The organism is Micromonospora sp. WMMD961, from assembly GCF_029626145.1.
Taxonomy (GTDB): Bacteria; Actinomycetota; Actinomycetes; order Mycobacteriales; family Micromonosporaceae; genus Micromonospora.
The window spans coordinates 3,000,477-3,015,156 of the sequence record NZ_JARUBJ010000002.1; the positions used below are offsets into that span (position 1 = coordinate 3,000,477).

Consider the following 14,680-nt stretch of genomic DNA (forward strand, 5'->3'; position numbering starts at 1 on the left):
GGCTGATCGGGGACGGCCGCCCGAAAGCGGCCGTCCCCACGGGTGCTGCGGATCGCTCCGAGGTTCAGCGGGTCGGCACCCCGGCGGTCGGGGTCGGTTGGACCCGCTCGAATCGCACCTTGCTCAGCCAGCCCGGGAGGTCGCTGAGCACGTACAGCTCGCCGTTGACATCGGCGCCGAAAGCCGTCGGCTGGGTGGGGAAGGTGCCGATCTCAGCGGACTCGTACCCACCCGTCGACTTGGGACGGATGGCGAACGCGCGGGTCGAGCAGTAGTCGCTGGCGATGTAGGTCCCGCGGGCCTCCGGGGTGACGGACCCCCGGTAGACCAGGCCGCCGATGATGGAGCAGTTCTCCGTCATGTAGTGGTCGTACTCGGCGATCGGGTCGGTGAGCCGCACGCCCGGCCGGCACTGCGTCTGGTCGAAGACCGGCGTGCCCTCCCGGCAGGACCAGCCGAGGTTCGCGCCACGCTGCGACGGGCGGATGTGGTTGATCTCCTCGATCAAACCCTGACCGACGTCACCGATCCACAGCGAGTTGTCGACCGGGTCGACGGAGAACTTCCACGGGTTGCGCAGCCCGTACACCCAGATCTCCGGCCGCGCGCCCGGCGTGCGGACGAACGGGTTGTCGAAGGGTACGCAGTACGGCTTGCCGCCGCAGCTGCGGTTGACGTCGATCCGCAGGATCTTGCCGAGCAGGGTGCCGAGGTTCTGGCCGCTCTTGAACGGGTCGTTCGCGCCGCCGCCGTCGCCGGTCGACCAGTAGAGGTAGCCGTCGCGGCCGAACGCCACCTGTCCGCCGTTGTGGTTGCCGTACTCGGCGTGCTCCTGGGTGAGCAGCACCTGCACCCGATCGGGGGCGCCGATGGGCACTCGTGCCAGGGTCAGTGCGCCGGCCGGCAGGCTCGTGTAGGCCACGTAGAGGATGCCGGTACGCGCGAAGTTCGGCGCAGGCGTGATGCCGAGGAGGCCGCGCTCGTTGTCCGACGCGTCGATCCGGGAGGTCAGGTCGAGCACCGGATCGGCCGCCAAGCCGCTGTCGGGGTGGTACGCGCGGACGGTGCCGCCTTTCTCCGCGATCAGCATCCGGCCGTCCGGCAGCCCGGTGATCGCGACCGGACGCTGCAGGCCGAACGCCACCCGTTCGGATACCACGGTCAGCTCGGCGAGTGGCGTCGCACGGGTGTGGGATGGGCCGGTTGCAGCGCTGCCGGTCGCCGACAGCGGTGGCAACACGAGTGCGGTCAGGGTGAGGATGAGCAGCCCGGCCAGGATGGCCGGGCGACGACGTCGTCGCGACATGTTCAGCTCCTCGAGCAGGTGGGTGGTGGACGCGGTCTGGGAGCGTTCCCACACTACATTGACTGGAGTCAATGACAAACTCACCTGTCGTCTGCGGGCGAACCGCCCTCGGGCTGCTCCGGCGGGCAGCGGATCTCGCCGTTCATGCCGGCCGGGTAGCGGCCACTCGACGTCGCCGGGCCCCGGCTCACGTACCGGGCATGGCGCCTTCGGCGAGCTTGAGGCGCGTCCAGATGTTCATGTTGATCACAATGGCGACGATCTCCAGGATCTCCGCCTCGGTGAAGTGCATGGTCATCTTGTCGTGTGCCTCCTGGACCCGGTCGTTGACGGTGTTGTCCGCGGTTCGGGTCAACGCCTCGGTGTAGGCCAGCGCGGCTCGCTCCTTCTCGGTGAACAGATGCGTCTCCCACCACGCGGTGAGGGTCTCGACCTTGGCGGGCGGGATGTCGGCGGTACGAGCGGCGGCGTGGTGCACCAGGAGGCAGTAACTGCAATTGTTGATCTGCGCGACGCGTAACCGCAGAAGCTGCGCCAGGGCGGGTTCCACCTGGAGTGTCGCGGTGTGGTCGAAAGCCGCCGCCCCGGCGTCGGCCAGCGCCATGAGCTGCTCGTTCGACGCGGCGTTCAGTCGGACGTTCTGGATCCTGGCGTCCACGAGGCGACCTCCTCCAGGTGTTCGTGTAACCGAGCGTGGTAGGGGCCATCACCGACGAACGTTGACGACGGTCTTCCCGGTGACCCGCTCGGTCGGGTTGAGTGCGGCGACGGCGTCGTCCAGGGTCGTGACGGTGCCGATATTCGTCCGTAGTCGTCCGTCCCGCACCCGCCCAACGATCTCAGACAGCTGGGCGCGATCGGACACGACGACGAAATCGACCGCCAGGCCGTCCGCCGGCCGCGCCTCGGACGGGCCGACGACAGACACCAGTGTTCCTCCGGCTCGGATCAGAGCGGCGGAGCGCTTCCCGATGTCACCGCCGATGACGTCGAAGACGAGGTCGACTCCACCGATGTCTTCCAGGGCGTCCTCGCCGAGGTCGACGAACTCCTGTGCGCCGAAGTCGAGCGCGCTCTGCCGGTCGGCAGTGCGTCCGGTGCCGATGACGTGGGCGCCGAACTCACGTGCGAGCTGCGCCACCATCGAACCGACTGCGCCGGCGGCACCGTGCACGAGGACGCTCTGCCCCGACCGGAGGCGGCCGTGTTCGAACAGTCCCTGCCACGCGGTCAGCCCCGAGATCGGCAGGCTCGCAGCCACCGCGTAGTCGACGTCGGCGGGCAGCGGCGCGAGGTTGCGAGCCTCGACCGCCGAATACTCCGCCAGGGTGCCGTCGCGAGTCCAGTCGGTGAGGCCGAAGACCCGCTGTCCGACGGACAACCCGGTCGTGCCATAGCCGAGAGCGGTGACCACTCCGGCCAACTCGTGCCCGGGCACAGACGGCGTCCGGTCACGGCCGAGGCGATCCGTCCAGGTCGAGGGCCAGGCCATCTCGGTCGGCACGAAGCCCGAGGCGTGAACCTGAACGACGACGTCGTTCAGCGACGGTTCCGGCTCGGGCCGCTCCACCAGCGTCATCCCGGCCGTTCCCGCCGCCTCGTCCGTCACCACGATCGCCTTCACTCATTACCTCCTCAATCCAGCCCTCGTTCGCGCCATCACGAGGAGCACGATCGTCAACAGCATCAGCGGTGCCGGGCTCGGCGTCCTGTCACGGCCGTCGGCAGCGCTCGGGGTCACGGGTGTCGAGGAGCGGGCGCGACAGCGGCGGCATCGGCAGCACGGCACCGCGTCGAGACGCCACCCGTCGAGACTCGCGCTCATGACCGGCGTTCTTCCGGGCAGCACCGGGTTCCCCCGAGAGTGGCGGACACACGTTGGAACTCGATGCCGGTGGGTAAGTCGAACCGTCGGTCGCGAGCGAAGGACGACCCGAAGCTAGTCCCGCCAGAACTGGTCCGTCAAGTCCAGTTTTGGGAACGAGGAGTGCCGGTGCGGAAGGGTGCAGGCCAGCTCATCTGCCGTTGGAATGACCCTCCGGGGTGGCTTAGGATTCCTCGCAGCGGGACTATACAGTCCATGAAGAGCGTGATCTGGAAACGAGCCCGGCCTGCGGGGCGCTCGGACTTCTCGCCTGATTAATCGGTTTCGGGTGCTCTGTCCCGTGACCGCGACACCGGTACCAACGACACGTTGAGGAGACGACATGACCACCGAAAAGGCGATCCTCGCCGGCGGCTGCTTCTGGGGCATGGAGGAACTCTTCCGCCACCAGCCGGGCGTCGTGTCCACGCGTGTCGGCTACAGCGGCGGCGACGTGCCGAACGCCACCTACCGCAACCAGGGCACCCACGCGGAGTCCATCGAGGTCGTCTACGACGCCGAGAAGACCGACTTCCGTGCGCTGCTCGAGTTCTTCTTCCAGGTCCACGACCCCTCGACGAAGAACCGCCAGGGCAATGACATCGGTGTCAGCTACCGCTCGGCCATCTTCTACACCACTGACGAGCAGAAGCGCGTTGCCGAGGACACGATCGCCGACGTCGACGCCTCGGGCCTGTGGCCTGGCAAGGTCGTCACCGAGGTGACCCCGGCGGGCGACTTCTGGGAGGCTGAGCCTGAACACCAGAACTACCTGCAGACCTACCCTGACGGTTACACCTGCCACTTTCCCCGCCCTGGGTGGAAGCTGCCGAAGCGGACCGCCTGACGCCGCGGCGATCCGATCCGACTTTCGCCAGGGTGAGGACCGAATAGTCCACCAAAACGCTCCGGCGATCGCTGAAATGGCGAACCTGGAATAGGTGGGATCAGTTGGCACGACGCACAATCGGAGGACTCGAAGGTCCAATTCCCAACTGACTATCCGGTGCGCTGGATAGACTCGGCCGATGAGCGACGAGCAGGTGGCTGTGCCGACGAGTCAGCGGCGGATCAGTCAACGCGGCATCGCGACCCGAGAGCGGATCCTCGAGGCAGCGAACCGGTTGATGTTCGTGCGTGGGGTGAACGCCACGACCCTCGACGACGTCCGCGAGGCCAGCCAGACCAGCAAGTCTCAGCTCTACCGGCACTTCGCCGACAAGCAGGAGCTCGTACGCGCACTGGTCGGGTATCGAGGTGCGCTTGTGCTTCAGCGTGAGCGCGCAGGGCTCGAACGACTGAGGTCCTTCTCAGGGCTGGTCCGGTGGCGCAACGCGCTGGTCCAGGCGAATTCGCTGAACAACGGCAAGTACGGGTGTGGCCTCGGGTCGATGGCTCTCGAGCTGTCCGATCAAGATGAGCAGGCGCGTTCGATGCTGGCAGAGACGTTCGCGGCCTGGGAGAAGCTGATCAGCGATGGTCTGCGCCGGATGCGGGACGCCGGCGCGCTGCGCCGGGACGCCGAGCCGGAGAAGCTGGCCACCGGGTTGATGGCGGCCCTGCAGGGCGGCTACCTGCTGGCGAATGCCGCGCACGACGTCGCTCCCATGGAGGTTGCTCTGGACATGGCGCTGGAGCACATCAAGTCGTTCCTCGTGGAGCCGTCCGGCGAGCCGACCCGGTGAGGCCGGCTATCGGTAGGTGAGTCCACCTGAGTCGCGGGAGGCGACGTCGAGCGCCCGCGCTGGGATCAGGCCGATCACCGCCCGGTGTGGGCATCGCCAGATCTGGCGCCGCACACACCGATCCTCACCCCCCGGAGAACGTGCTCACTGTTTGTTGCGGATGTCGCAGGTCGTGACGACCGCTGCGGGAGGATCAGCTGGCCGAGTTCCTCGGTGCATCGGCAACGGCCGCCGTCGAACTCCCCATCATCCGGTCGACGTCGACCCCGAGGCAGCCTCTGGTGCCCCCGCCCCCTTGAGAGCACGGTGCTTCAGCGTCAGCCGCTCGCCGGCCCTGACCTCCTCGCGCATCCCCAGCCGCGCGGCGAGCCGGGTCGCCTCGCTCAGGGTCGTGGCGGCTTCGTGCACTCGGCCCTGGTCCAGCTGGACGTCGGCGAGGCGGATCAGGAGAGTGGCCAGGTTGGACGCGCTGCCGTGCTCCCGGGTGAAGTCGACCGCCCGTTGGAGCAACGCCGAGGCCGACGCGAGGTTGTCGCGGCGATGCTCGACCACGCCGAGGTTGCCGAGGACGCGTACCGCCCACTCGGGGTCGTACGTCGGAGTCTCGCCGTCGGCCAACGCCCGGGTGACCGCCTCGGGGTCGAACACTCGACTGGTCTCGCGGAAGGCGCGCTCGGCCGCGTCCCAGTCGCCCAGGTCGCGTGCCAGCTTCCCCGCCTCGAACGTCAGGTGGGCCACCAGGCCGGACGCCGCCGGCATGGTGAGGTCGGGCACCAACGCCTGCGCCTGGTCGAGGTGCGCCGCGGCCTCCTCGTGGCGTCCCTCCCGACGGTACGTCTGCGCGCAGCAGACCTGATGGCGTAAGCGTTCCTCGGGCGTCGTCGGTAGGTGCGAGACCCGGTCGAGGGCGAGCCACGCCTGGTCGAACTCGCCTCGCTGTGCGTAGATCCAGTTCTGGTACCAGCCGGTGTGCAGGACGAGCTCGTCGGCAGCCGTGGAGGACGCGTAGCTCTCGACCTCCGCGCAGGTCGCGAGCAGGTCGTCCCACCGGCCCACGGCGTCGAGGTCGGCCAGCACCGCACCGGCGAGCGCCAGCGCGTGGTGGACCTGCCCGCTGTCACGCGCCCAGGCGTACGCGACGTGCAGGTGCGGGCCGAGGGAGCGCAGCCGAGTGAGATCACGCCAGCTCGGATCGGGCAGCCGGTACTGGGCGGCGACCTCCAGCATGGTGGTCAGCCAGGCGGCGCGTACCCGGTCGCGGAGGTCGGGGTGTTCCTCCAGGAGACGTTCGACGTACGTCCGGGTCAGCGGCAGTAGCGTGAACATGCCGGCCCGCAGGTCGATCAGCGACAGTTGGATGAGCGTCTGGATGCCGTCGTCCCGGGCGACGACGTCCTCGCCGAGGCCCGCCGCGCGACCGAGGAGAGTGCGGTCCACGGGATCCTCGAACATGGCGATCGCCGCGAGCACCCACAGCGCCTCCGTGCCCTCCACCGCCCGGACGCTCTCCCGGAAGCAGAAGGCGGCGATGTCGCTGTGACCGGAGCCGAGGCGTCGGAGCACGGATTCGACCGAGTGCCCGAGGTTCATCAGACTCAGGCTCCAGACGATGGCGAGCGGAATACCGCCCGTCTTGCGAGTGAGCGCGGACGCCTCCGCCTGACTCAGCACAAGGTCACGCTGGTCGGCCTGGGCGGCGATCAGCTGCGCCGCCTCGTCCTGCGGCAGCCCGGACAGGCGGAGGGAGTAGGCGACGTCGAGGCGGTGCCGGGACGTGACGATCGCCTTGGTGGGCTGGGGCAGGTCGCGCAGGAAGGCGGCGATCTCGTTGTCGTCGACGGTCTCCAGGTTGTCCAGGACGAGCAGGATCCTGGTGTCACCGGAGAGTAGTTCCCCGATGACGGCCCGCTGTTCGCGGAACGGCATCTGGATCAGTTCGCCGCGTCCGAGCACCGAGCCCATCACTGTGAACAGGTCCCGGAGCACGGCCAGCTCGGGCTGCCGCGTGTTGATGCCGTGTGCGGTCAGCAGAGTCTGTTTCGCCGAGACCCAGATCGCCGCGTCGAACTGCCGTTGCCCTGGGTCGCCGTCGATCAGTTGGTACGCCGCCTCCAGGGCCAGCGACGTCTTGCCCACGCCCCCGATGCCGTCGATCACGACCACCCACGTCCGATCCTCGGGACGCATCCGCTTGAGCACCAGCTCAAGCTCCGTGGCTCGCCCGACGAGTCGGTGGTACGTCCGGTGTGGCAGGTTGTGCCGCGACGATCGGTCGCTCGGTGCCGGGGAGGTCGGCCGAGCCGTCGCGCGCAGCACCTCAAGCTGTTGTTGCTGGTACATCAGGGCGAAGGACGGTTGGAGCTCCGGCAGGTGTTGTAGCTCGTCGCGGAGGCAGCGGACGAGTTCCTGCAGGGCCCGGTCGACTCTCTCCTCGTTCACCGACGGGGCGAAGCGTCGGAGCACCTGGGCGAAGTCGTCGCTCGCCTGGTCCTCCGAGCGGGCCGGGTACAGCACGAGCTGCCGTAGCGCCTCACCGACGCTGGGTAGGTCCAGAACCGGCGCGTCGTCCAGGAGGAACGAGGTCAGTTCCCGGTCGACCGAGAGGTGCCGGTCGCGGAAACGCTCCACCGCCCGCTCTGTGGCCGCCCGTAGCCGCCGATCGAAGTCCCGCTTGCGAAGGTGGGCGCCGACGGCCGTCTCCACGGCTCGCACGAGGACGTCTGCCAGCATGCCTAGCACGGTAGGGCTTCGCTGCCACTTCCTCACCGGTCGGACGGTCGAGATGGGACGGTGCCCTCATCGGGGCCTCGGCAGCAGCATCGTCCGGCGGCCGGGATGGGCCACGGCGTACACCATCGCCCGCTGGACGTCCGCCAGTTCGAAGGATCGGCCCACCAGGTCCTCGGTCGGGATGGCGCCGGACGCCACCAGCGCCGCGGCTGCGGCGAAGTCCTCGCGGGTGTGGCTCACGGAACCGGTCAACATGATCTCTCCGCTGCGCAGGCGCGGCAGGGTGAGGTCGAGCGGAACCGACGGGGTCACGGACTCGAACAGGACCACCTGACCGCCGAGGCCGACGACCTCCATCGCCGTCTCGATCGACGCGCTGCCGCCACGGGTGACGACGGCCGCCGCCACCTCCGATCCGACCGCGGCGCGGATGCTCCGGACCGCGTCCCGCCCGTCCGGCTCGATGATCACATCCGCCTCGACCGGTGCGCGTCCGTCCACGTCGCGGGCTGTCGCGATGCCGACCGTGCGCAGGCCGCGGGCTCGGGCGGCGGCAAGGTGCAGGGCCCCGGTGAACCCGAGGCCGAACACGGCCAGCAGGTCTCCCGGCCGACATCCGCTGCGGTCCAGCGAGTGGACGACGCAGGCCGTCGGTTCGACCAACGCGGCGTCCTGGCACGTCGCCGCCGCTGCGAGGGGGAAGACGTCGACGTGCGGGACCACGAGCAGGTCGGACATCCCCTTCGGTCCGTGGGGCTGCCGGTGCGGGCCGGCGGCCTTCGCGTACGAGCACAGGTTGCTCCGCCCGGCTCGACAGAACGAGCAGTCACCGCACCTCGGAAGTAGCGAGACGGCAACCACCTCTCCCGAACGCAGACCCGTCGAAGCAGGCGCGTCGAGGACGACCGCGCCCACCTCGTGCCCGCCGAGCAGCGGATACTCCGGTCGGACGCCGCGGAACACCCGCTGCTCCCACGTGCAGATCCCGCAGGCGCCGACCGAGACCAGCACCTGCTGAGCAGCCCGCTGGGGCTCGGGCACGTCGCGGACCTCGACTCGGCGCGGTGCCACGAACACCGCCTGCCTCATGCACCACCGGGGCCGGTCGAGGACAGCGCTGTCAGCGGGAGCAGACGCCGACCGGGCGGGCCCGCGGTCGCCGGCGGCGTCTCGGCGTACGGGGTAGGGCGAGCGGCGTCGCGCAACATGGCCGCGGGGAAGTGGCCGCCGTCGTAGAGCACCTGGCAGAGGGGGTACGGCGCGCGCAGGTCGCGGTAGCGGGCGATGGCGCTGGCCCGGCACAACCCGCGACACGACTCGGCGACGGCGCAGTTGCCGCAGACTCCGTGCAGGTCGTCGACCTGCCAGGCCCGGGTGCTGGTGAACAGCGGGCTGTCGTGCCAGATGTCGGCCAGCGAGCGTTCCCGGACGTTGCCGGCCTTGGCCTGGTCGAACTCGTACATGCCCTGACAGATGGCCACGTCGCCATTGGCGAGTACGGCGAGGAAGGACTTGCTCCAACCACAGGTGGTCGTCGCGCCGCCCGGTTGGAAGGCGGGCGGAAGGGTGGTCATCAGCACCGGGGTCCGCGATCGGTGCGGATCCCAGGCGTAGTCCCAGAGGCGCTGCGGTGGTAGGTCGGCCAGGAGCCCGAACAACTCGTCGGCGTCGATGACGTCGCTGGCGAGGCCGTGGCCGCGCCCCAGCTCGTGCACGCTGAGGATCAGCTTCAGTTGGGACGCGCCCAGGTCGCCGGCCAGGTCGAGAATGTCGCGGATCTCGTGCAGGTTGCCCCGCCGGACGACGGTGTGGATGGAGAAGTAGAGGTCGTTGTCACGCAGGCGGCGAATGTTGTCGACAGTACGAGTGAACGCGCCGCGCTGCCCGCGGAAGGATTCGTGTGTGGCCGGTGAAGCACCATCCAGGCTGACGTAGAGGTGCAGACGATCGCCGACCCGGGTGAGCTGCGCGAGCGTCGCGTCGCTCAGGATGGTGCCGTTCGTCTCCAACGAGATCCGGAACCCCTGGTCGTACGCGGCGCGCAGCACGTCGACGAAGCCCGGACGCAGCAGGGGTTCACCGCCGGTGAACTTGACGTGCCGAGCACCCAGACGGCGGGCCTGCGTGAGAACGGAGCGGATCTCGTCATCGTCGAGTTCGCCAGGCTGTGCCGTTCCGGCGTCGACCCAGCAGTGTTGACATGCCTGGTTGCACGCCAACGTCAGAGAGATGGTGAGGTTTTCGAGAGAGTGAGAGCCGGACTCGCGGTCTGTCATGCATGGCCCCTCGCTGTCGGCGGATGGAAGCCTCAGCGGATGGTCCCACGCCCTCACCCGGGTGTGAAGTGTCGTGATTCCGGTTGCGTCGACGACGCTATTCCTGGTGGCGCGCGCCCAGCCAGTCGATCGCGGCGGCTATCAGCGCGGGCAGTTCCGGTGGGGTGTCCAGGTGTTCGACCTCCGCCGCCGAGAACCAGCGGCAGGCGCTGACCTCGTTCAGCTGAGGGCGCAGGGAGCCCGCACCCGGCCGACAGACGTAGATCATTTCGACATGGTGGTGAACCTCGAGGGCGGCGGTCTTCATGTCTATCTCGAGAATGGCGAACGGGGAAGGAATGGTCCGGGCCGCCGGATGGGCGAACGGCTTCCGGTCGACGACGCGGACGTCGATGCCGGTCTCCTCGCGGACCTCGCGTACCGCCGCCTCCGCCGGATCCTCCTGCTCGGCCAGGTGACCCCCCGGATAGATCCACATTCCGATCTTGTTGTGGTGGACCAGCAACACTCGACGGTCGTCGTCGACCACGATCGCGGCAGCTGTGAAGTGGCGGGCGGGTCTCATGAACATCTCCGATACGACTGCGTGCTGCGGCGGCAGATGAGCTGATGCTGCCACGTGACGACCGGGATGACCCCGTGGCGACACGGCCGATCCATGGTCAGCACATTGTGACTCCGCTCGACGCGGTTAGGCTTGTCGATCTGCCGGGAGACGACCGCACCGTGCACGATCAGGTGGCAACGGGGGAACGCGGACCATGAGCTATCACGAAACGCCGGACAGTCGCCTCGTCGTCATCACCGGCGGGCCGGGGTCCGGCAAGACCGCGCTGGTGGATGCGCTGCACCTGGCCGGGTACCGGGCGGTACCCGAAGCGGGTCGCGCCATCGTCACCGACCAGCGTGCGATCGGCGGTAGCCTGCTTCCCTGGAACGATCCCGCTCTCTTCGACGAACTCGTCCTCGCGATGGGGATGCGCGCCCACGCGGACGCGTGCGCGACCGGTGGGACCGCCTTCTTCGACCATGCGATTCCCTGCACCGTCGGCTTCATCAGAGCCCGCGCCGAGCCGGTGCCGGCTCACTTCCGCGCCGCCGTCGCGCGCTTCCGGTATCACCCGACGGTTTTCGTGGCACCGCCATGGCCGGCGATCTACCGGCGTGACGAGGCGCGGTGGGAGACCTTCGAGCAGGCGCAGGGCATCCACGCGGCGATCGTCGAGGCGTACCGTGAGGTCGGCTACCGGTGCGTCGAGCTGCCCCGCGCCGACGTCGCGACGCGGGTGCGCGTGGTCCTTGATCTGCTCGGGGACGGCGACGAGCGTCAGCACGGCGGCGGCCAGCCGCTCGGCCAGCCTTCCGTGTACGAGCAGCGGTCTGGTCTGTGAGTCGGGCAGCCGGTGCCGTTCACAGGATCGGCCCGAACTCGGTCGGGTCGCCCCACACCTGGCCGCCGGTGGAGGTGCCGGGGTATACCCAGACCTGTCCCGTCGCCGCGTCGCCCGCGACCAGGTCGTCGTAGCCGTCCTGATCGAAGCGGAGGGAAGCGAGCTCGTTTCGGCCGGCCCAGCCGCCGCCGAAGACCTCGACCCTGCCGGCGAAGGAGCCGCCTCCAGCGGTGCCGGGGTAGAGCCACACCTTCCCGGTGGCCTTCTCCACTGCCATCAGGTCGTCGTAGGCGTCCCGGTTGAACCGGCCACGCACCACCGCGCCGAGAGTGTTCCAGTCGCCGGAGTCGATGATGCTGCTCGCACCCCAACTGCTGCCGGCGGCGGTGCCCGGGTAGAGGCGCAGCTTCCCGGTGGCCTTCTCCACGGCCACCACGTCGTCGTACGCGTCGCCGTCGAAGCGGCCCGCGGTCAGCCGCTCCAACCCCAGCCAGTTGACGCCGACCGGCTTGGTGCCACGACTGCCCCAGAAGGTGCCGGCCGCCGTGCCCGGGTAGAGCCACAGGCTGCCCGTGCTCACCTCCATGGCGAGCAGGTCGTCGTACTCGTCCCGGTTGAACCGGCCGACCGTGAGATCCCGGTAGCCGTTCCAGCCCGAGCCGACGGCGACTCGAGCGCCCCAGGTGCCTGCGGCGGTGCCCGGGTACAGCCAGAGCCGCCCGGTGCCCTTCTCGACACCGATCAGGTCGGCGTACCCGTCGCGGTTGAACTCGCCGGTCACCGACTCCAGCAGACCGTGCGGCTGCATGACGGGAACGCGGCCGACGGGTGGCACACGGGCGCCGAGAGTGCCGCCTGCGGCGGTGCCCGGGTACAGCCAGACCTGGTCACTCTCGACGGCGAGCAGGTCGTCGTAGCCGTCCGGGTTGAGCTTGCCGGCCACGAGCGCGGTCAGCCCCTTGCCTCCGGTCTGAATGGTGGCCAGCTGTCCCCAGGACGATCCACCGGTCGCGGTGCCCGGGTACATGTGGAGGTCGCCGCTGCTCTTGTCCAGTGCCACGAGGTCGTCGTAGTTGTCGCGGTTGAAACGGCCCGCGACCAGTTCGCGCTTCGTCGTCCACCCGCTGAAACCGATCTCCGTCAGGTCGCCCCAGAGGGTGCCTCCGGCTGACGTGCCGGGGAACATGAGCAGCTTGCCGGTGGAGAGTTGGATGCCCGCCAGGTCCTCGTAGGCGTCCCTGTCGAACCGGCCGACGACCAGGTCGGTCAGGTCCTGCCAGTTGGTGCCGGCCACCAGGCGGTCACCGAAGTCGGTCCCGCCCGCGGTGCCCGGGAAGAGCCACAACGTGTTGGTGGAGACCTCGATGCCCAGCAGATCGTCGTATGCGTCCCCGTCGAACTGGCCGGCGACGAGGTCCCGGTACCCGGTCCAGTTGGTCTCCGGCTCGATCTGGACACGCTCGCCCCAGACCCGGTCCGTCGACGTCCCGGGATAGAGCCAGAGCTTGCCGGTGCCCGGCTCGGCGGCCACCAGGTCGTCGCGTCCGTCGCGGGTGAACTCTCCTGCGACGGTGTTGGACAGCGCGTAGGGCTGAAGACGCAGGGCCTGCCGGAACCACTCGCCCAGGTCGTCGAGCCGGGTCTGGGTGACGCCGGTGCGGGTCTCGGTCTCGCCGAGGCAACCGTGTTGCCAGCTCGAGTTGTTGATCGCCACCAGCTCGATGTCGGCGCCTGACTCACGGAAGGCCGGACCGCCCGCGTCGCCCTTACAGACCGTGGCCGCGGCAGAGGTGCCGGTGACGTCCACTGTCGACGCGCCCACCGCGCCGACGGTGAAGGTGGCGGTGTGCAGCCGATCGGGCGTCCACTCGGTCGCGGTACGGCCGAAGCCGGTGACCCGCAGGGTCTCCGCCGACGTGGGCGGCGTGTCAGACCAGGGAACCGGCGTGACGTCGGTGACCGGCGCGGACAGTTCCGCGAGCAGGACGTTGCGGGTCGGATGCGGAACCAGGGTGGTGACCGCCAGGCGATGTCCTGAGGCGCCGGCGAGATTCGTCCGGCCTACCACGGCGCTCGTGGGTCGGCTCGGCGCGCCCTCGGCGACCGGCGCTGTTCCGTCGGTGAAGCAGGTCTTCGCGGTGACGATCCACCGGCTGGCGACGAGAGCACCGGTGCAGCTGTGCAGGCTCCCGAACGTCACCTTGGCGGTGAACGGGTAGCCGCCGTCGGGCACGTCCTGGCCGCCTGAGACCGCGGACGCGCCGCTGCCGACGAGCACCCCGGCGGCCAGCCCAGCCGTCGCCAGAACGCCGCCCCAGGTGCGTGCAGACCTACTGAACAAGATGATCCCCCGTCATCCAGGTGGCCGACCCGACGTCGGGCTGGTGGTCGAAGGCTATCCATGTCTGCAGGGTGGGAGAGACCCGCGAGAATAAGTCGGGCGAATTGCCCGGGCAGCGGTCACCGTGGTCCGGACCGCTGGCGTAGCCGTGCGGCTCACCCTCCGCCGGGGCCACGACGCGGCTGACCGTACGCGTTCACGAGCGAGAACACGATGAACGCGGGACTGGCGGACAGGCGTTCCGAGACATCCGGGTAGCGATCGCGCAGCTGTGCTGACGGCCGTGGTTCATGCACCCGCTCGATGAGAAAACCAGCTGCGCTGAACTCGTCACACGTGACGTCCAGCGGTTGACGCCAGTAGGCGACGTCCCACCCCTTGTTCCAGCGTTCCCGCACCCTCTCCACGGTGAAGTAGCTCCCGCCCAGACGGCGCCAGTCATCCATGGGGTGATGCGTGGAGACGACCAGCCGGCCGCCGGGCCGCAGCAGACGGGCGATCTCCCGCAGCGCACCGACCCGATCGTCGACGTGAGGCAGCACCAACGGCATCACGGCCACGTCGAACTCCCCATCAGTGGCCCACGACATCGGGGTGTTGAGATCGTGTTGACGGAACTCGACCGGTCCGCGAACCCGCTCGGCTGCCAACCGCACCATCGCCGCGCTGGCATCGACACCGACGACCCGGCTGGCACCCCGGGCCACCAGACTCTCGGCATACAGCCCCGGCCCGCAGCCCACGTCGAGCACCGCGAGGTCACGCACGGAGCCCACGACGGCCAGCACCGCGGGCCGGTCGTAATAGGCGTTGTACGCACCATCACGGGCGTGTTCGAGGAACTCCTCGGCGAAGGCGTCGTACATGCCGGGGTCCGACTGCGGATTCTCGCTCACCGAGCCATGCCTACCAGCGCTGACGCTGCTTGTCGCTCGCATTCCGGTGCCTGCGGCGGCAGATCGAGTAGCACGCCAAGCCGAGGCAGCGCTCGTAGCGGCTGTCCGAGGGCGCGTGCGAGCGGTACCCGCAGGAGTAGATCCGGCCGGCACACGCCATGGCGCCGTCGCGACGGAACCGCGAATCGTGC

12 protein-coding genes are annotated in these 14,680 nt (G+C 69.2%); 3 read left to right on the plus strand and 9 right to left on the minus strand.

All coding sequences use genetic code 11. The features are described from left to right. Positions 1 to 64 precede the first annotated feature (64 nt). The 3 genes from O7614_RS14090 to O7614_RS14100 all read right to left on the minus strand — a co-directional run bounded on the left by O7614_RS14090 (position 65) and on the right by O7614_RS14100 (position 2,930). The gene (locus O7614_RS14090; protein ID WP_278138894.1) at positions 65 to 1,306 is read right to left on the minus strand and encodes a PQQ-dependent sugar dehydrogenase; all 1,242 of its coding nucleotides are present in this window, start codon (positions 1,304 to 1,306) and stop codon (positions 65 to 67) included. 187 nt (positions 1,307 to 1,493) lie between these two features. Then, entirely contained in the window at positions 1,494 to 1,964 is a 471-nt protein-coding gene (locus O7614_RS14095) for a carboxymuconolactone decarboxylase family protein (protein ID WP_278138895.1), read from the minus strand. Positions 1,965 to 2,012: 48 nt separating this feature from the next. After that, positions 2,013 to 2,930: an NADP-dependent oxidoreductase gene (locus O7614_RS14100; RefSeq protein WP_278138896.1), complete on the minus strand. Its 918-nt coding sequence runs from the start codon at positions 2,928 to 2,930 to the stop codon at positions 2,013 to 2,015. Between the two features lie 583 nt (positions 2,931 to 3,513). On the opposite strand from O7614_RS14100, the gene msrA reads away from it, so the two are divergent. Then, complete coding sequence (msrA, locus tag O7614_RS14105; protein ID WP_278138897.1) at positions 3,514 to 4,017, plus strand: peptide-methionine (S)-S-oxide reductase MsrA; 504 nt, start codon at positions 3,514 to 3,516, stop codon at positions 4,015 to 4,017. Between the two features lie 181 nt (positions 4,018 to 4,198). Beyond that, complete coding sequence (locus O7614_RS14110) at positions 4,199 to 4,855, plus strand: TetR/AcrR family transcriptional regulator (RefSeq protein ID WP_278138898.1); 657 nt, start codon at positions 4,199 to 4,201, stop codon at positions 4,853 to 4,855. A gap of 246 nt (positions 4,856 to 5,101) precedes the next feature. Here O7614_RS14110 and O7614_RS14115 read toward each other — a convergent pair whose 3' ends face one another. The 4 genes from O7614_RS14115 to O7614_RS14130 all read right to left on the minus strand — a co-directional run bounded on the left by O7614_RS14115 (position 5,102) and on the right by O7614_RS14130 (position 10,426). Further along, positions 5,102 to 7,585, minus strand: coding sequence for a tetratricopeptide repeat protein (locus O7614_RS14115; RefSeq protein WP_278138899.1), 2,484 nt, complete (start codon positions 7,583 to 7,585; stop codon positions 5,102 to 5,104). 66 nt (positions 7,586 to 7,651) lie between these two features. Then, entirely contained in the window at positions 7,652 to 8,674 is a 1,023-nt protein-coding gene (locus O7614_RS14120) for an alcohol dehydrogenase catalytic domain-containing protein (protein ID WP_278138900.1), read from the minus strand. Then, a complete protein-coding gene (locus tag O7614_RS14125; RefSeq protein ID WP_278138901.1) occupies positions 8,671 to 9,861 on the minus strand; it encodes a radical SAM protein in 1,191 nt (396 codons plus the stop codon). The genes O7614_RS14120 and O7614_RS14125 overlap by 4 nt, the downstream gene beginning before the upstream one ends. Positions 9,862 to 9,958: 97 nt before the next feature. Then, positions 9,959 to 10,426, minus strand: a complete 468-nt coding sequence (locus O7614_RS14130; protein WP_278138902.1) for an NUDIX domain-containing protein — start codon at positions 10,424 to 10,426, stop codon at positions 9,959 to 9,961. Between the two features lie 196 nt (positions 10,427 to 10,622). Between O7614_RS14130 and O7614_RS14135 the strand changes: the two genes are divergently transcribed. Then, positions 10,623 to 11,252: an AAA family ATPase gene (locus tag O7614_RS14135; protein WP_278138903.1), complete on the plus strand. Its 630-nt coding sequence runs from the start codon at positions 10,623 to 10,625 to the stop codon at positions 11,250 to 11,252. 19 nt (positions 11,253 to 11,271) lie between these two features. Here O7614_RS14135 and O7614_RS14140 read toward each other — a convergent pair whose 3' ends face one another. Together O7614_RS14140 and O7614_RS14145 are read right to left on the minus strand one after the other, a co-directional pair. Next, positions 11,272 to 13,593, minus strand: coding sequence for an FG-GAP-like repeat-containing protein (locus tag O7614_RS14140; RefSeq protein ID WP_278138904.1), 2,322 nt, complete (start codon positions 13,591 to 13,593; stop codon positions 11,272 to 11,274). A gap of 155 nt (positions 13,594 to 13,748) precedes the next feature. Then, entirely contained in the window at positions 13,749 to 14,489 is a 741-nt protein-coding gene (locus O7614_RS14145) for a class I SAM-dependent methyltransferase (protein WP_278138905.1), read from the minus strand. Positions 14,490 to 14,680 lie beyond the last annotated feature (191 nt).

Bases quoted from the DNA above. Each gene is read 5' to 3' on its own strand.
- O7614_RS14135 (WP_278138903.1), top strand. From the start codon at position 10,623: ATGAGCTATCACGAAACGCCGGACAGTCGCCTCGTCGTCATCACCGGC.
- O7614_RS14115 (WP_278138899.1), bottom strand. From the start codon at position 7,585: ATGCTGGCAGACGTCCTCGTGCGAGCCGTGGAGACGGCCGTCGGCGCC.
- O7614_RS14125 (WP_278138901.1), bottom strand. From the start codon at position 9,861: ATGACAGACCGCGAGTCCGGCTCTCACTCTCTCGAAAACCTCACCATC.
- O7614_RS14110 (WP_278138898.1), top strand. From the start codon at position 4,199: ATGAGCGACGAGCAGGTGGCTGTGCCGACGAGTCAGCGGCGGATCAGT.
- msrA (WP_278138897.1), top strand. From the start codon at position 3,514: ATGACCACCGAAAAGGCGATCCTCGCCGGCGGCTGCTTCTGGGGCATG.
- O7614_RS14120 (WP_278138900.1), bottom strand. From the start codon at position 8,674: ATGAGGCAGGCGGTGTTCGTGGCACCGCGCCGAGTCGAGGTCCGCGAC.
- O7614_RS14090 (WP_278138894.1), bottom strand. From the start codon at position 1,306: ATGTCGCGACGACGTCGTCGCCCGGCCATCCTGGCCGGGCTGCTCATC.
- O7614_RS14130 (WP_278138902.1), bottom strand. From the start codon at position 10,426: ATGAGACCCGCCCGCCACTTCACAGCTGCCGCGATCGTGGTCGACGAC.